Origin of the sequence: Paenibacillus sp. FSL R7-0345 (genome assembly GCF_038595055.1) — a bacterium.
GTDB lineage: Bacteria > Bacillota > Bacilli > Paenibacillales > Paenibacillaceae > Paenibacillus_AQ.
In genome coordinates this window covers 569,399-584,928 of record NZ_CP152002.1, presented here as the reverse complement: position 1 = coordinate 584,928, position 15,530 = coordinate 569,399, and the positions used below count along the sequence as shown (strand labels likewise).

At 53.2% G+C, this 15,530-nt stretch carries 20 protein-coding genes and 1 riboswitch; of the genes, 4 read left to right on the top strand and 16 right to left on the bottom strand.

What is annotated here, in order from left to right; genetic code table 11:
• Window positions 1–77 precede the first annotated feature (77 nt).
• The 7 genes from NST84_RS02555 to NST84_RS02525 all read right to left on the bottom strand — a co-directional run bounded on the left by NST84_RS02555 (window position 78) and on the right by NST84_RS02525 (window position 4,115).
• A complete protein-coding gene (locus NST84_RS02555) occupies window positions 78–404 on the bottom strand; it encodes a metalloregulator ArsR/SmtB family transcription factor (protein WP_068723164.1) in 327 nt (108 codons plus the stop codon).
• Between the two features lie 121 nt (window positions 405–525).
• A complete protein-coding gene (locus NST84_RS02550) occupies window positions 526–906 on the bottom strand; it encodes a hypothetical protein (protein ID WP_342564103.1) in 381 nt (126 codons plus the stop codon).
• 34 nt (window positions 907–940) lie between these two features.
• Window positions 941–2,116, bottom strand: a complete 1,176-nt coding sequence (locus NST84_RS02545; RefSeq protein WP_342564102.1) for a pyridoxal phosphate-dependent aminotransferase — start codon at window positions 2,114–2,116, stop codon at window positions 941–943.
• A gap of 137 nt (window positions 2,117–2,253) precedes the next feature.
• Window positions 2,254–2,553 (bottom strand): hypothetical protein, encoded by a 300-nt coding sequence (locus NST84_RS02540; protein ID WP_342564101.1) that lies wholly within the window; start codon window positions 2,551–2,553, stop codon window positions 2,254–2,256.
• 131 nt (window positions 2,554–2,684) lie between these two features.
• Window positions 2,685–2,981 carry a putative quinol monooxygenase gene (locus tag NST84_RS02535; RefSeq protein WP_342564100.1) on the bottom strand — a complete coding sequence of 99 codons (297 nt, stop codon included), beginning with the start codon at window positions 2,979–2,981 and terminating at the stop codon, window positions 2,685–2,687.
• A 22-nt stretch (window positions 2,982–3,003) separates the two neighbouring features.
• Complete coding sequence (locus NST84_RS02530; protein ID WP_342564099.1) at window positions 3,004–3,639, bottom strand: nitroreductase family protein; 636 nt, start codon at window positions 3,637–3,639, stop codon at window positions 3,004–3,006.
• Window positions 3,640–3,680: 41 nt separating this feature from the next.
• The gene (locus NST84_RS02525; protein ID WP_342564098.1) at window positions 3,681–4,115 is read right to left on the bottom strand and encodes a MarR family transcriptional regulator; all 435 of its coding nucleotides are present in this window, start codon (window positions 4,113–4,115) and stop codon (window positions 3,681–3,683) included.
• A gap of 175 nt (window positions 4,116–4,290) precedes the next feature.
• On the opposite strand from NST84_RS02525, the gene NST84_RS02520 reads away from it, so the two are divergent.
• Window positions 4,291–5,076, top strand: coding sequence for a carbon-nitrogen family hydrolase (locus tag NST84_RS02520; protein ID WP_342566332.1), 786 nt, complete (start codon window positions 4,291–4,293; stop codon window positions 5,074–5,076).
• 803 nt (window positions 5,077–5,879) lie between these two features.
• Here NST84_RS02520 and NST84_RS02515 read toward each other — a convergent pair.
• Window positions 5,880–6,797: a lipoate--protein ligase family protein gene (locus NST84_RS02515; protein WP_342564097.1), complete on the bottom strand. Its 918-nt coding sequence runs from the start codon at window positions 6,795–6,797 to the stop codon at window positions 5,880–5,882.
• Window positions 6,798–7,053: 256 nt separating this feature from the next.
• On the opposite strand from NST84_RS02515, the gene NST84_RS02510 reads away from it, so the two are divergent.
• Window positions 7,054–7,965 (top strand): CHAD domain-containing protein, encoded by a 912-nt coding sequence (locus tag NST84_RS02510; RefSeq protein WP_342564096.1) that lies wholly within the window; start codon window positions 7,054–7,056, stop codon window positions 7,963–7,965.
• A 105-nt stretch (window positions 7,966–8,070) separates the two neighbouring features.
• On the opposite strand, the gene NST84_RS02505 is transcribed toward NST84_RS02510, so the two are convergent.
• A complete protein-coding gene (locus tag NST84_RS02505) occupies window positions 8,071–8,712 on the bottom strand; it encodes a ThuA domain-containing protein (protein WP_342564095.1) in 642 nt (213 codons plus the stop codon).
• A 237-nt stretch (window positions 8,713–8,949) separates the two neighbouring features.
• On the opposite strand from NST84_RS02505, the gene ytxJ reads away from it, so the two are divergent.
• Window positions 8,950–9,276, top strand: a complete 327-nt coding sequence (gene ytxJ / locus NST84_RS02500) for a bacillithiol system redox-active protein YtxJ (RefSeq protein WP_342564094.1) — start codon at window positions 8,950–8,952, stop codon at window positions 9,274–9,276.
• Window positions 9,273–9,512: a glutaredoxin family protein gene (locus NST84_RS02495; RefSeq protein WP_342564093.1), complete on the top strand. Its 240-nt coding sequence runs from the start codon at window positions 9,273–9,275 to the stop codon at window positions 9,510–9,512. Before ytxJ ends, NST84_RS02495 begins: the two co-directional genes overlap by 4 nt.
• 87 nt (window positions 9,513–9,599) lie before the next feature.
• On the opposite strand, the gene NST84_RS02490 is transcribed toward NST84_RS02495, so the two are convergent.
• From NST84_RS02490 to NST84_RS02460, 7 genes are all read right to left on the bottom strand, one after another.
• The gene (locus tag NST84_RS02490) at window positions 9,600–10,007 is read right to left on the bottom strand and encodes a hypothetical protein (protein ID WP_342564092.1); all 408 of its coding nucleotides are present in this window, start codon (window positions 10,005–10,007) and stop codon (window positions 9,600–9,602) included.
• Between the two features lie 106 nt (window positions 10,008–10,113).
• A riboswitch (cyclic di-AMP (ydaO/yuaA leader) is annotated at window positions 10,114–10,313 on the bottom strand.
• 144 nt (window positions 10,314–10,457) lie between these two features.
• Window positions 10,458–10,664, bottom strand: a complete 207-nt coding sequence (locus NST84_RS02485) for a hypothetical protein (RefSeq protein WP_342564091.1) — start codon at window positions 10,662–10,664, stop codon at window positions 10,458–10,460.
• Window positions 10,665–10,797: 133 nt separating this feature from the next.
• Complete coding sequence (locus NST84_RS02480) at window positions 10,798–12,036, bottom strand: TraB/GumN family protein (protein WP_342564090.1); 1,239 nt, start codon at window positions 12,034–12,036, stop codon at window positions 10,798–10,800.
• Between the two features lie 119 nt (window positions 12,037–12,155).
• Window positions 12,156–12,350 carry a twin-arginine translocation signal domain-containing protein gene (locus NST84_RS02475; protein WP_342564089.1) on the bottom strand — a complete coding sequence of 65 codons (195 nt, stop codon included), beginning with the start codon at window positions 12,348–12,350 and terminating at the stop codon, window positions 12,156–12,158.
• A 36-nt stretch (window positions 12,351–12,386) separates the two neighbouring features.
• Entirely contained in the window at window positions 12,387–13,697 is a 1,311-nt protein-coding gene (locus NST84_RS02470) for an ABC transporter permease (RefSeq protein WP_342564088.1), read from the bottom strand.
• A complete protein-coding gene (locus NST84_RS02465) occupies window positions 13,690–14,592 on the bottom strand; it encodes an ATP-binding cassette domain-containing protein (protein ID WP_342564087.1) in 903 nt (300 codons plus the stop codon). Before NST84_RS02465 ends, NST84_RS02470 begins: the two co-directional genes overlap by 8 nt.
• Window positions 14,593–14,595: 3 nt before the next feature.
• The gene (locus NST84_RS02460; protein WP_342564086.1) at window positions 14,596–15,525 is read right to left on the bottom strand and encodes an ABC transporter ATP-binding protein; all 930 of its coding nucleotides are present in this window, start codon (window positions 15,523–15,525) and stop codon (window positions 14,596–14,598) included.
• Window positions 15,526–15,530: the final 5 nt, after the last annotated feature.

The window sequence follows — 15,530 nt, the reverse complement described above, 5'->3', positions numbered from 1 at the left end:
TATTTGAATATATGAGCAACATTACTCCTGCCTGCCGTTCTTGTCAACGGGAAATCCGCCCTTATCAGGGGCGGATTTTATTCACTGCGGATGCCTTCAAGAATGGAAATCGCATTAACGAGGTGATTATCGAATATCTGTCTGGCTACGGCCAGCAGATCCTTGATCAGGGGATCACGGAGAGAGTAGATCACAGTGGTGCCCTCCTTGACGCTGGCAACCACATTCTTGGCGCGCAGGACAGCCAGCTGCTGGGAGACCGCAGAGCCTTCTGATCCGAGAATCGCCTGCAGCTCATTTACATTCTTCTCGCCATCGCTCAGCAGTTCCAGGATGCGGATCCGCATCGGATGAGCCAGCGCCTTGAAGAACTCTGTCTTGAATTGCTGAATATCGCTGTTCATTGGACTTCTGCTCCTTATTGCTGTACTTCATATCTAAGCTTATCTTAGCATTATTTATCGGGGAGTGGCTATGGTGGCAGCGCATTTGCAGGTTAGTGGCCTGTACTGCCTCGCACCCTGCTTACAGATTCAACGGATAGATCATCAGCTCCCGGGCTCTGATCTCTACACAGCCGCCGAGCGCCATCGGCTCCCCGAGGCATTCAAACATGATCAGATCGTTCCCCAGCCGCAGATATCCTGTTCCATCCTCCTCAATATTCTCCAGAATACCCGTTAAAATGACCTGCTGCCCGGCCAGCCGTATTCCGCTGCCGCCTGCGGCAGCCGGAACAATATCCACCCAGCGCATAAACAAAGCCGGTAGCTCAAACTCCGCCTCATGTATTTCTCCGGGCTGGACAGGTCCGTTCCCGCACCAGATGCCCTTGCCCTCGCCGCAGTCTGCGGCGAAGGTGATTTCATTTTTCCGGATTCCAAGTCCCGTTACTGTTATCTTCATCTCTATGTCCCGCCATCTCTCTAAATTCAGCTATTTATATAAAAAGCTTCAGCTCCGCAATCCGCCGTACAGCCTCCGCCAGCCGGGCCTCATCGCTGACAAGGCCGATGCGTACATATCCTTCTCCGCAAGCGCCAAAGCCGATTCCCGGTGCCACCACCACATGCGCCTTGTCCAGCAGCAGATCAGCGAAGCTCTGCGAGGTATACCCCGGGGGTACAGGCAGCCAGGCAAAAAAGGACCCGCGCGGCGCCTCCACCTGCCAGCCGGCTTCCCGGAGTCCGCCGATCAGGATGCCCCGCCGGGCTTCATAGCGCGCCACATTCTCCCGCACACAATCCTGCGGACCGAGCAGGGCTGCCGCAGCCGCTTCCTGCACAGCTCCGAACAGGCTGACATACATATGGTCCTGCAGCAGGTTCAGGCTCTCGATGACGCTGGCATTACCGGCGGCAAACGCCACGCGCCAGCCGGCCATATTAAAGGTCTTCGACAGCGTGTAAATTTCGATTCCGGTGTCCTTTGCTCCCGGTGTCTGCAGATAGCTGGCCGGCCGTAGCCCCTCGTAGCCAATTGCGGCATAGGCAAAATCATGAACCACACAAATATTATTCGCCGCTGCAAAGCTGACAGTCTCCGCGAAGAACGCTTCATTAGCCACCGCTCCGGTAGGATTGTTCGGATAATTGAGGAACATCAGCTTCGCCTTAGCCGCAGTTTCCGTGCTTATAGCGCTATAGTCCGGCAGGAAACCGCGTGCTTCCGTGAGCGGCATCAGCGCCATGACCGCGCGGGCCAGTTCAATCCCCGACCAGTAGTCCGGATATCCCGGGTCCGGCACAAGTGCCGTGTCGCCAGGGTTCAGCAGGCATTGCACTACTTCAACCAATCCGGTTTTGCCCCCGGGCAGTATGGCGATTTCGCGCTGCGGGTCCAGCTCCACCCCGTATTCTTTTGCGTAAAAAGCTGCTGCTGCTTCCTTAAGATAATCATGCCCGCGGAATGGCGGATATTTATGGTTGAGCGGATTGAGCACCGCCCCCTGCAATGCTTCCACAATATGCGCAGGTGTCGGCATATCCGGATTACCCTGTCCCAGATTAATCACATCATGCCCTTGTGCTGCCGCCTGTGCAGCCCTGGCAACCAGTGCAGCAAAAAACTGCTTAGGCAACGCATTCAATAATTGCGACGGTTCAAAGATAGTCACTGCCCGGCTCATCCTCTCCGCAAACCCTATTATCATGTATGTTATATATTGCATCTATTCTAGCTGTTCGCCGATAGCCGGGCAACTGCTATATTTAAGGAGCGAAAAATAAGGGAGCTGGAGATACACCACATCTGCTACGCTAGGCCGACTGGGGGGATAAGGGTATTTTTGCCTTTCATTCCGGCCTCGGGCCGACTTTTGGCCGAATCAGAGGCATTTTTGCCTTTCATTCCGGCGTTTGGCCGACTTTCGGCCGAATCAGAGGCATTTTTGCCTTTCATTTCGGCATCCGGCCGACTTTCGGCCGAATCAGAGGCATTTTTGCGCTTCATTTCGGCGTTTGGCCGACTTTCGGCCGAATCAGAGGCATTTTTGCGCTTCATTTCGGCGTTTGGCCGACTTTCGGCCGAATCAAAGGCATTTTTGCCTTTCATTTCGGCATCCGGCCGACTTTCGGCCGAATCAAGAGCATTTTTGTTCTATGGCTGGTAAACCAAAAAGGCCACCCTCATGCAGGATGACCTTCTCTTTTCACTCTCAGGCTATTTAAATGATACAGGCCCTGTTACTGGCCCAGCGGCTCGCCCTGATAAACCTTCGCCTCAAGCGGCGCTGTCAGGAATCCGGCTGCCTTGGCGGCAAAGCCGGTAAAGTGCGGGCTTGCATTATGGCCGGCTACAGCCTCGGCATCACGCCATTCTTCAACCATAATAAAAACGTTACTGCGGGAAGTATGTCTGTACAGCTCGTACGAAACATTGCCTTCCTCCTGGTGTGTAGCTGCAAGCAATGCATCGGCTTCCGCCAGAAACTCTGCCTCGCGCTCAGGATTTACTTGAAGTGTAGCATGAATAATAATCATGGTGTATCCTCCTATAATATAATTATTTCCACTCGGCAATCTTGTCGACTGGCAGGCGTACGGACTGGTAGCCTTCAGCTGCAGCTTTACCGATGGAAATCAGCATAACCGGAATATAACGCTCTTTATCCATACCGAACAATTCGGCGATTTGATCTTTTTCGAAACCTCCGATGGCATTTGTATCATACCCGTGGGCACGGGCAGCCAGCATCAGCTGCATCGATACAAGGCCGGCATCAATCATTACAGTCTCCCGGTTAACATCAGCGGGGAGATTGGCAAAATGTACTGCCAGACGGGACAGCTGCCCTTCCTTGACTTCCTGCGGCATAAGTCCGCGCTCAACAGCGGTACCGTAGATTTCCTCAGCATAATCAAAGTTGTTTAAGTCCCCGAATACAGCGATCATAGCAGCAGAGGTTTCCACCTGCACCTGGTTAAACTTGGCGATTGTCGCCAGCTTGGACTTAGCTTCAGGGCTTTCAATGACCAGGAAGCGCCAAGGCTGCATGTTAACAGAAGACGGGGCCAGCGTAGCTTCGCTAAGAATCTCTGTCATTTCCTCTTTGCTGATCTTGACACTGGCATCGTACTGGCGCACCGAGCGGCGGCCGGTAATGATGGAGTTGAAATCGTTAGTTTTTACAGAATTCATTGTACAATAAGCTCCTTTAATGGTTTGTGTATAATTTAAGGCTACATAGCATTGATGTTATGCTGCAGCCGGATAAGCATGTCCGCCAGCATCTCCCGCTCGGCTTTATCAAAGCCGGCCAGCAGACTGCTGATAAACCGGTTTTTCTCTTCCTTGTAGCAGTGTATCCGCTCGCGCCCCTGCGGGGTCAGCGAAACCAGGGTAACCCTATTGTCGGCAGGATTGTTGCGGCGGCTGATCATTCCGCTCTCCTCTAGCCCCTTCAGGTGCCTGGTGATAGCGGCAGGGTCAATATCAATTTCCCGCTGCAGTGAAATCTGGCTGATCTCTTCAGCCTGATACAGCTCATGAAGCAGGCGGAGCCGCGTGGGACTGATGCCTGCGCACCGTTCAAACTTCGGGCTGACGCCCTGGTTCAGTGCCTGCAGCAGCTCAAGAATCTGATCTTCCCCAAACTGATATCCCGTCAATCGCATCCTCCTCCAAATATTAAGTTGCGCAAAATATTCTTGATGAAAATTAGTTTACACCTATTTAATTGACCCGTCAACTATGTTCCCCTTTTTTCCTTGGTCCTCCAAACTGCAGGTTGCTTTATCAGCAAATCCAACTATAATTTCGAACTATACATTCATGATTTATAAAAGGAGGCTGACGATGAAAATATCCCTGATTCAGCTTGATATAGCATTTGGCAATCCCGCTGCAAATTATGCGGCTGCCGAGCGAAGCATTCGCGAAGCCGCCGCTGCCGGGCCGGATTGCCTGATCCTGCCGGAGCTCTGGACCACCGGCTATGATCTGACCCGGCTGGACGGCATCGCCGATCCTGACGGCCAGGCAACGAAGGCCTTAATGTCAGGCTTGGCGAAAGAGCTCGGCGTTCATATTGTCGCCGGTTCGGTAGCCAGCAGGCAGCCTGCCGGAATTACCAACAGCATGTATGTCTTTGACCGCAGCGGTGAGCTGGCCGGAGAGTACAGCAAGCTGCATCTGTTCAAGCTGATGGATGAGCATCTGTATCTGCAGCCCGGGGAGGCTAAAGGGCTGTTCACGCTGGACCATGCTTTATGTGCCGGGCTGATCTGCTACGATATCCGTTTTCCCGAGTGGGTCCGTGCCCATACCGCCCAAGGGGCGGAGATCCTGTTCGTCAGCGCTGAATGGCCTAAGCCGCGGCTTGCCCACTGGCGCGCCCTGCTGATCAGCCGGGCTATCGAGAACCAGTGCTATGTCATCGCCTGCAACCGGGCCGGCGCCGATCCGGCCAATGTGTTTGCCGGACATTCCATAATTATTGATCCCTGGGGCGATATTATAAGTGAAGCCGGAGAGGGAGAAGAGATTTTAACGGGTGAAATTGATTTGCAAAAGGTGCGTGAAGTGCGCCAGCAGATTCCCATCTTCGCCGACCGCCGGCCGGAGCTGTATTTGTAGTATTTAAGTTTGGAGTAAACGTAGGAGTAATTTTAGGACAACTGTAGGAGTAACTGCAGCGGTAATTGCATTGTGACGGGAATTGGTAGGCTTGGAGAATTTGGCGGACGTGTGCGACTCTGCATGTGCGGCGGATGTGGCGGGTGTGACAGGTATGGCAGATGTGGCTGGTGTGACTGGTGCGACTGGTGTGATTGGTAATGGCTGGTGCGGCTGGTGTCACTGGTGTGTGATAGGTGTGGCTGGTGTGACTGGTAATGGCTGGTGCGGCTGGTGTCACTGGTGTGTGATAGGTGTGGCTGATGCAGCAAGCGTGGCTAATGAGGCAGTTTATCGTGGCTATAAGCTTAGTTGGATTTTCGTCACTTAGTTTCACTATTTCTCGTCATTTACGGCTACTAGGTGGAAAAACGTCACTTATTTCGGGCCAATTATCTCTTTGTAGGCCATTTAGCTGAAATTAAGTAGCGTTTTTCCACTTAGTTTCCCGGAAGCGGGGCTCCTCGGCAAATTAGGTGACGTTTTTCCACTTAGTTACACAGTAGCAAGGTTCCTAAGTAAATAAGTTGGCTATTTCCACCTAGCTTACCTGACGGTCCCTCAACCGCAGGAAGACTTCCTTAAGGGAGTTATGCAGAATGTGCATACCTCCCTAGGAAGCATGTCCAAAATGACGAATGCGAGGCTCCCTCAGGAGTGCTGCCGGCAGACGGCAAGTAAGCTGCTGCATGCCTGCCCATCAGCCGGCGCAACGCAGCCGCATGCCCGCCCCCTCTGCCGGTGCAACGCGGCAGCATGCCTCCTCAGCGGGCATAGCGCTGCCGCAGCATCGCCGCGGTCTCCAGTACACGCGGATCGCTGTACTGGAGATCATAGCCGGTCTCCTGCCGCAGGCTGGCGGCAGGAGTCAGCTGCACGCCCCGGCGCTCCGCAGCCTGCCGGATGCCCGCGGCGTACACCGCCGCCGCATCCGGGCCGCCCAGCTCGCCGAGCGCGGCGATCGTCTCCGGGCGGACCCGCGGATAGTCCAGCGACGCGTCCCCTCCGGACGCAGTCTGATAGAATCCGCGGATCAGCTCTCCGCGCTCCCGCCCGGAGCCGGAGACCACCACGAACGCGTGCACGAAGTACGCGCCGCTCTGCCTGCGCTGGGCGATGCCGCAGAACTTGCGGCCGCCGATCGCCATATCGAAATCGCCGGGGCAGTACGAGCCGGCGATTTCGCCTGCCCTGATCTGTGCAGCCGCCTGCGGATGGCTGGCAGCTGCGGCTTCGGCAATGAGCGAAGCCAGCAGCCGGAAATCATCGTGAAAGTCCAGCTTGCCCGGAGCTTTCGGCAGAATTAGCGACACATTCACAATGCCTGTGTCGAGCGGCACGGCCGCCCCGCCGGAATGGCGGACGGCCGCGGCGTAGCCGGCCTGCTCCAGCCCGGCCATCGCTGCCGCCGCATGAGGCAGCCTGCTGTCCCGCAGCCCGAGCGCCACCCCGCCGGGATGGCTCCAGATATGGAGGCACGGCGGAACCAGCCCGGCTCCGATATCCCGGCACAGCGCCTCCTCGAACGCGAACGGGATGAGCATATCCTCCGCTTCTGCAGCGGTCAGCTCTTCGGCCGGATGCTCGAACAGCACCATTTTTGCCGGAAGTGTACTCGCTGTTCTGCGTTCCTGCCCTTCAAAAAGCTTGTCCAGCAAACCCCCATTTTCATATGAAACCACTGATGTTTCCCCTCTTCCGTTGATAATTAGTTAACACGCCGCAAGTCCGTCAGTCCCTGAGTCTTGCTTCCGGGAAACCGGAGTTTGCTCCATTGTAACCCATCCCCTGACCGTATGCATAAAAGAGCGGCAAAGTCATTTGAAATCAGCCCCGGCAACCGTTATCCTTATAGCAAGGAAGATCGTCCCAGTATTGAACGAAGGATGTGCCGAAACTCATGCAATAGCAATACACCACATATAGGAGTGATGCCGCATGACCGTAGACCAGCTGACCAACGACAAGCAGACGAACAAAACCCGGCAGTGGGAGCAGGCGATGATCAAGCTCTATGTCAACTTCCGTGATTACAGCAAGGATGTGCTGAAGGGCTTCGGGGAAGAGGATATCCACCAGGCCAGAGTGAACAGCCGCAAGCTGCTGACTCTGCTGTCGATCCTTGACCCTGACCATTCTGGCGCCGGAGAGCTATACTCCCATTTCAAAAAAGCCCAGAAGCGGCTCGGTAAAGTCCGGGATGCTGACGTGCTGATTGAATCGTTCAAGGAACGGCGCAAGGTAGCCAAAAAAGACGGTGATGACAAGACGGCCGGACTGCTGAAGGCTGTTATCAAGCACCAGAAGGACCAGCGCAAAAAATACCGCAAAAAGCTGGAAGCCGAGCTTCCGCAGCTGGCCGGGAAGGAGCTGGATGGCTTGTGGAACGATTTTCTCACCGGGCCGCTGGAATCTCTGACCTTGAAAAAGGATGCCAACGTTGTTATGCGTGAGCTTGAGGTAGCCTTCGACCAGAAGAAAAAAACCTGCAAGGCACTGTTCAAGGGGCCGGACGCTACATCCCCCGAAGCCTTTGAAGCGCTGCATGACCTGAGAATTGCCGCCAAGGAGCTGCGCTATACGGCGAATGCTGCCTCTTTTGCACTTAATCAGAAATTTCATACTCATGAAGAATACTATAAGAACATTCAGGAGCAGCTTGGGATTATCAACGATAAACGGGTCTGGCTGGATACCCTCCAGTCCATCGGACGAGACGAGCTGGGTGTAGGCAAAAAAACCTGGAGCGCGTTCACAGACAGCCTGAAGAACGAAGTACTGGAAGCGCTATATCATAACGAGGTTGTACCGGTTGCCGAGAAGCCCCGTGCAGCTTCAAGCGACGCTTAATATTTCTTCATCTGCACAAAAAAGCGGGAAGCGCATGATCCACATGGCGTTTCCCGCTTTTTTTGCCTTGCTTTAAGTTCTGCTGCTTAAGTCACCTCTGTAGGATTACAACTGTCCGGCCGCCCACAAGGCACCTCTGTTGATCAGTTTGCGGAACGGTTCACTTGAGAAAGAGGGCAGATGATGCCCCGGCATCAGGTAGGCGACCCGTCCAAGCCCGAATTCGTGGCACCAGGCAGCCTGCCGCATCGCTCCCCCGTGCAGATATTCCGCCAGCACCGTTGTCTCAAAATACGGCTGCATATCAAAGTAGTACGGCTCGTCCTCGATTACAAAATCCTCAATCCCCTGGACAATCGGATGCTCCCGGACCGCCGCCGGAATATTGATTCCAAGCGCCGTATAGTCAGGGTGATGGGTAAAATGTCCGCCCAGCATCACACCAAGCTCCTGATTACGCTGCATGGAGATGCCGTTATGGACAACCAGCAGGCCGCCGCCACCTGCTACATATGACAGCAGCGCCCCGCTGTGGGCAGGTGCAATTTTGTGGTCGGAGAACTCCGTGTAAGACACAACCAGCGAATATTCCGCCAGTGTCTGCGGGTTCAGCAGCCCGAAATCCTCGGAAGGCTCAACCGTAAAGGCAGGCGACAGAATCTCCTTAAACTCCTCGTCCACTCCGGCAAAAGGATGATATTTCACGTCGGTATAGCTGCCCAGTGCAAGGGCTTTCAATTCTGGCATCAGAGATCACACCTCTTTCCTTTCAAGGCTGTTTTGACCGTAAAGCCTGTCTCCCTCACCTTAGCACGCCCCCCAGGTTTTTACAACGTTCGGAAGCTCCCGGATGGCGGCAGCGGAATGCTGCAAGCTTTCTTTTGCTTTAATTTTTAACTATGCTACAATCATAGTTACAGGTTAACAGCTATGTTTAACCGGCAGTACTGCTTACTAATTTTGTATCCCAGGAGGGTGATATCGATGTCTATTCAACAGCTGCATACTTCTGACGAACTGCACCAATATGTCGGGCAACCCGGCAAAAAACTGCTTTTCAAGCACAGCACAACCTGCCCGATCAGCGCCAAAGCGCATGAGGAGTTCCAGGCTTATGTTCAAAGCTCGGATACACCGGCAGCGATTGTCCATGTTATTGAGGACCGTCCGGTCTCCAATCAGATTGCCGAGGAGTTCGGCATCAAGCATGAATCCCCGCAGATTTTCCTGCTGGACGGCAGCGAAGTGAGCTGGAACACCTCCCACTGGAAAATTACCCGTAACGCCATCAAGGAGGCCGTTGAGCAATGAGCCAGCCGGTAATTGTCTATTCCACCGCAGGCTGCAGCGACTGCAATCAGGTTAAGCAGCTGCTCACCAATGAGGGCATTCCCTTTGAAGTGCGCGATATTATGGCCAGCGCAGTGTATCAGGAGGAAGTTGAAAAGCTTGGTTTCATGGGTATCCCTGTAACGGTATCCGGCGACCGTGCCATTAAAGGCTTCAACCTGCCTGAGCTTCAGGAACTGATTGCGGCTGCAAGGTAACGTCACTTTTTACTCTGTACAATAAAAAGGTATTCCCTGGTCCGAAGCCCGGGGAATACCTTTTTTATTATCATTGCCGGCCTTTCGTTATTCGCACTCCGCCGCCAGATGCCCCACCTGCCCGCTGTGGCTGTAGATCACATTGTCAGCCCCAAGCCCTTTGTAGACTAACCTTGGTCTCATGGAGGTTGTAATTACGGAAATCGGCCCGCTCGTCCATGTCCGGCACATCTGCACATACCGGCAGCATAAGGCGACACTGCTCTCGAACAGATAGATCCGGCCTACCGGGAACGGCGGTCTGAGCCAGGTGTTCAGATGCCGGGTATCCACTTCAAAAATCACCTCAACCCCCAGCTCTGTCAGCCGCTGCTTCTCGGCCGGATTATTGGCGAGGCCTGCGAATCTGCAGCCTTTCATTTTGAGCAGCTTGATAAATTGCTCTCCCGCCTTTGTCGGTGCACAGATTAGTGCATAGTCCTCCTGAACGTCCATTTCCGTCTCCCCTTCCCCTTGCTTCTCTATCTGAATTTATCTATTAAAACACAGCAAAAAACCACAAAGGATTCCCTTTGTGGTCCAGTTAACGGTCACAATGCGCTGATCCTCTCTACAATACGCTTACGAGGTTAGCTGACGGATTCGGGCGTTGAGAGTCGCCCTACCTGTCTGCCGTATTGAGAGTTCACTTCTCATTCAGCTTTCAGGATTCACCCCATAACCGGCCCGGCCTGTTTGCCCCGGCCTCCGGTTGTTGGTTCCCCCGCTTTCCATTACACGGAAATTAAGCGGATATCTTATGAAGTTAGCTTAAACAGATGTATCATACCTTTTGCAGCACCTGCTTGTAAATCGTCAAACCCGGCAAAATAACCTCCGGGGAAGAAGAAAAACACGTAAATAACGCTTACTTTCCGCTTTTACTCTCTGTTTCTTCAAATTGCTTCATTTCTTTTTCCTGCCGGTATTGTTCTTCTTACTGCTCTTGGTAAAACGCAGGAAAGCCATCAGGCAGCCGAGAATCCCCAGACCCAGCAGCAGTGTCTGCAGAGCGCCCAGCAGTGTACTTCCCTCCGGCTGCAGCAGACTGCTGGCTATAATCAGCAGGATGGAAACAGCTACCAGTACAGGTGTTTTTAAATTGATGTTCAAGATTACCACTCCTTAGTACAAAGGTACACTATTGCCGGCGAGATCACCAGCCTTCCGCAGATTAAGCCTTTTTTACACAAAACAAAAACAGGCATCAGCCCTGTCAGGACGATACCCGTTTTTATTATTTCATCTATTTCCGCACTACTGTATATCCCTTATCCTGCAGCAGCTTCACGATGCCGTGCTCACCCAGATAGTGTGCTGCGCCGACTACGATGAAGTACTCCTCGTTTTTGCCGTTCTTGAGATATCCGTCAATTTTGTCGGCCATACCGATGTTGCGGTCAACCAGCATGGCTTTGTAATATTCAGCATCTCCGGAAAAGCTGTTGGTCAGCTGCAGCAGCTGCTCATCATTACCTGATTTCCAGATCTCGGCCATTACATCGACGCTCTCATCAATCTGATCGTAATTTTCAATCGCTGACAGCAGATTAGCCTCCTGCAGCTCTTTGGAGAAGTTGTTGAACATGCCCAGCTGGGATTCGTAGGATTCCAGCTCCATAATCGGAATTTTGCGCTCAATCGCCTTCTGGATAAAGTACAGGTCGATTCCGGCGGAAGCCTCATAGCCGGCCGTCGCTGATTTCAGGCTGCTGAGTGTCGTTTCTGCTACCCAAGGCTTAAACTGGTCCAGTGCATTTGCCTTAACGCCCGCCTGCTTAAGCACCTCGCCCAGCTTGGCATATGTCTCACTGGAGATATGATCCTTCAGCGTCGTACCGTCCTGGTACATACCCATATCCAAAACCAGCTTCTGCGAGGCCTCGTCGGCTGCTTTGCTGATATCAATTTCTACCCCGAGATAATCGGCTTCGGCAAAGGCTTCTTCAAATTCTGCATTCAGCGGGTAAAAGCTCTCATCCGCAATATGCATCGATCCGACCAGATACACGGTATTGCCATTGCTCTGGACTTCCCACATGAAGCCGCGGCCGCCTTGGGTATTTACAGCAGTCTGGCTGCCGCCGGCTGCTGTCTTGGTCTTCAGGATGACCGTACGGGTCTGTGCATCCCAGCTGACTTCGTAGCCTGCAGCATCGCCCAGCACCCGGACCGGCGCATAGGTTACACCATTAATGACTGTAAGCTTGCTTTTCAGCGTAACGGCTTTGCCGTCAATAATCGCATAGATGGTATCGCCAGCCGCATTCTGCAGCTCTGCATCCATCGCTTCAAGCGTGGCTCTAAGCGGAACAAGCGTTGTACCCTGATTGTTGACCGGTGAGCCGCTCTTGTATTCTACGGTCTGATTGTTCACTTTTACTGCCGGCTGCTGGGGAGCAGCAGCCACGGCCGGAACTGCCGCCCCGGTAAGCAGTCCTGCCGAAAGGGTAAGGGATAAGAGCATTTGTTTCCAGTTTTTCATCTACATTGTCTCCTTCAGCTTCATAGGGTTCACATCATAAAATTAAGCAAATACAGGATGGTTGAGACATGAGAGTGACAAGACCTTGTTATTTAAGTAATTTAAGTGCAGCTCTTCCGTTACGCTCTGCTTCTGCGTTCCTTGGCCTGGCCCCACAGGATTACAATCACTGCTGCTGCACTTACGCCTACAGTCAGCCCCTGGAGGAAGTCCCGCACCGGGGAACCGCCTGTATCGATCACCAGACCAAACATAATCATGTTAAAGGCACACACTGCAAGAAATAGAAAGTTCTGATTTTTTTTACTCATCATATGAGGTTGCTCCTCTTATTTTTAATTTTTATATGATTAGATTTTATAAGCTTTCATTGCTTTTCTGATCTCCTTGATGCTAGGACGCTTACCATACATCAGGACGCCTGTGCGGTAGATCTTGGCCGCCAGCCAGCCGAACACAAAGGTAGTTGCCAGCAGAATAACCAGTGAAACGATGATTTCCCAGAATGCGACCTGGCCGACCCCGATGCGCAGCAGCATGCTGAGCGGTGAGGTGAACGGGATAAAGCTGGCTACCTTGACCAGGGTTGTATCCGGAGCCCAAATACTGAATAAAGGAACGTAGAAGTTCACGAAGCCGATCATCATAATCGGCATTACAGCCTGGCCGAGGTCCTCAGTACGGCTGACAATCGATCCGACCGCTGCGTAAATCAGGGCATACAGGAAGTAGCCAAGAACATAAAGGATAAGTCCGTAGACCAGCAGCCCGATATTCAGCTGGCTCAGATCCAGTTCAAAATCAGTCAGGACACTTGCATTGTGCGGCAGCATCAGATTGGCAGTAACACTGAGCGCTATAATGGCAATCTGCATCAGCCCGACCAGGAAGATACCAATGACCTTACCGAACATCTGGGTTAACGGGGATGCGCTCGTAATCAGAATTTCCATAATGCGCGAGCTTTTCTCCGAGGTAACCTCTGCCGAAATCATATTGCCGGTCATCATGATGGACATGAAGAACAGAATCAGCAGGACGTATACAACAACATAGTTGATCGTTGCGGCCGTCTGTTCAGCCTCTTCCCCTGCCTGGGCCCCGCCTTGGCTGAGCTCCTGGGTGGTAATCGTTACCGGGGCGTACATGGCTGCAATCTGGCTGTCTGTCAGCTTGTCACCGACAATGAGCTGCGTGTTGACTGCCTGCAGGGCGCTCTGCAGATATGTCTGCACTTCGCCTCCAAGTTCGCCGTCCTCATTGTGGTAGGTTACAGGCGGCAGGCCTTCACCGCTTGCCCCCCCGAAGGTAAGGTAGCCTTCGATGTCGCCTTTATCCAGACCTTCCTTTAATGCTGCATCATCAGCCGAAGAAAAGGCTGTGAACGTTACTGCAAATGTATCGTCGGCCGGATCAGCAGGAGCAGGAGCTGATGAGGCCAGGAGCAGTTCTGCTGCCGGATTGCCCGATTCAGCGATTACTGCAATTTGACTCCGGTTGCCGCCATCCGCCTTATCCTCACCCTTGAACACTTTGATAAAATAAGGAATATTCATCCCGATGCTCAGCAGAATAACCATAATAAGCGTTGTTATAAGAAAGGCCTTGGTCTTCACCTTGTTTTTAAAAGTAAATCCTATAATCGTCCCCATCTTATTCATTCGATTCACCCACCGCTCTGATAAAGATTTGGTTTAGCGTCGGTTCTTTGATCTCGAAATGCTCGACTTCACCGGCAAGAATGGCCTGCTGCAGAATACGCTGAGCTGCGCCGATCTCGCTGATCGACAGCACATAACCGCGTTCCTGCCGCTTCACTGCAGTTACACCGGCAATCCCCTCCAGCCCCGGAACTTCTCCGGCGGTCCTCAGAAGGACTTCCTCACGCGGGTAACCTTTCTTGATCTCACGGATGTCACCCTGCACTACTGTATTGGAACGGTCGAGAATTGTAATGTGCCGGCACAGCTCCTCCACATGCTCCATCCGGTGGGTGGAGAACAGGATGCTTGTTCCCTGGTCACGCAGCTCTTTGACCGTATCTTTCAGCAGCTCCACATTGACCGGGTCCAGTCCGCTGAATGCCTCATCAAGCACAAGGATCTTCGGCTTATGAACAACTGCGGCGATAAAGCCCATTTTTTGCTGATTCCCCTTGGACAGCTCTTCAATTTTCTTATTGTAGTACTCCGGAACCTCGAAACGGTCCAGCCAGTAACGCAGGCTCTTATCCGCATCGCCGGCAGACATGCCGCGCAGCCGGGCCAGATAGATAATCTGGTCGCTGACCTTCACCTTCGGGTACAGGCCCCGCTCTTCCGGCAGATAACCCATCAGATGCTGCAGCTCGTTGCTGAACGCCTTACCGTTGTAGAGAATCTTCCCCTCATCCGGGTAAATCAGGCCAAGCACCATACGCATTGTTGTTGTTTTGCCGGCCCCGTTCGCTCCCAGCAGACCGTAAATCTCGCCTTGCTCCACCTTCAGATTAATACCGTTAACCGCTGTCTTATCGCCGTACTGCTTCACTACCTGTTCCAGCTTCAAAGCTTCCATTGGTTAATCCCCTCTCTTCTGGTCTATCAGGACCGGACGATGTCCTTGTGTCCATAGGCTAAGAATTTCATCCAGCTCCAGGGCCCGGCTCTTGAGTACCTTTACGCCCAGATCCAGGATCCGTTTCTCATTCCGTGAAAATTCCCGGGTTATAAAGGATGCAACCCCGGGCTGCTCCCAGCCGAAATGCAATGCCTCCGGCAGTTCTGCTGCCAGCTCCTGCAGCTCTGCTTCATCCGCTGCATTCACCCAAACCTCACTCCATAAGCCGAACAGACTGTCTTTTTCGGCCATTCCAAGCAGCTGCCCCTGATGCATGAGCACTATATAGTCGGCCAGCCGCCTTACTTCTTCAACAATATGGGTACAGATCAGCACCGTTGCGTCTGTATCATCCATAAACTTGCGCAGCGTTTCAATCATGATCTTCCAGGCAAACGGGTCCAGTCCGGAAGAGGGCTCATCCAGCAGCAGCAGACGGGGCCGGACGGCTAATGCCGCGGCGATCTCATATTTGCGCCGTTCCCCTTTGGACATTTTGCCGAGCCGGGCATCCTGCGGGATTTCGAATTTCCGGGCCAGCTCTTCAAAGTACTGCTGATCCCAGGAAGGATACCACTGCCGGCGGAAATCCGCCGCCTCTGCTGCCGTCCAGAAATTCTCTTCAGCCTGCGGGGTTTCCGGCACATAGGCTATTCCCTGACGGAGCGCAAGCGGCAGCCCTCCGGCATACGGCTGTTCGAACCAGCGGATCTCCCCTTCCTCCGGAAAGCTCAGCTGCAGCAGCATGTGCAGCAGTGTGCTTTTGCCGGAGCCGTTCTGTCCGACCAGTGCGGTAATATAGCCTTGCGGAAGGCTGAGATTAAGCGGCCCGACCGTCCGCTTGCTCCGCTTCTTGCTTACATTCCGCAGTTCAATGGCTTGCTGTACCATGAAAC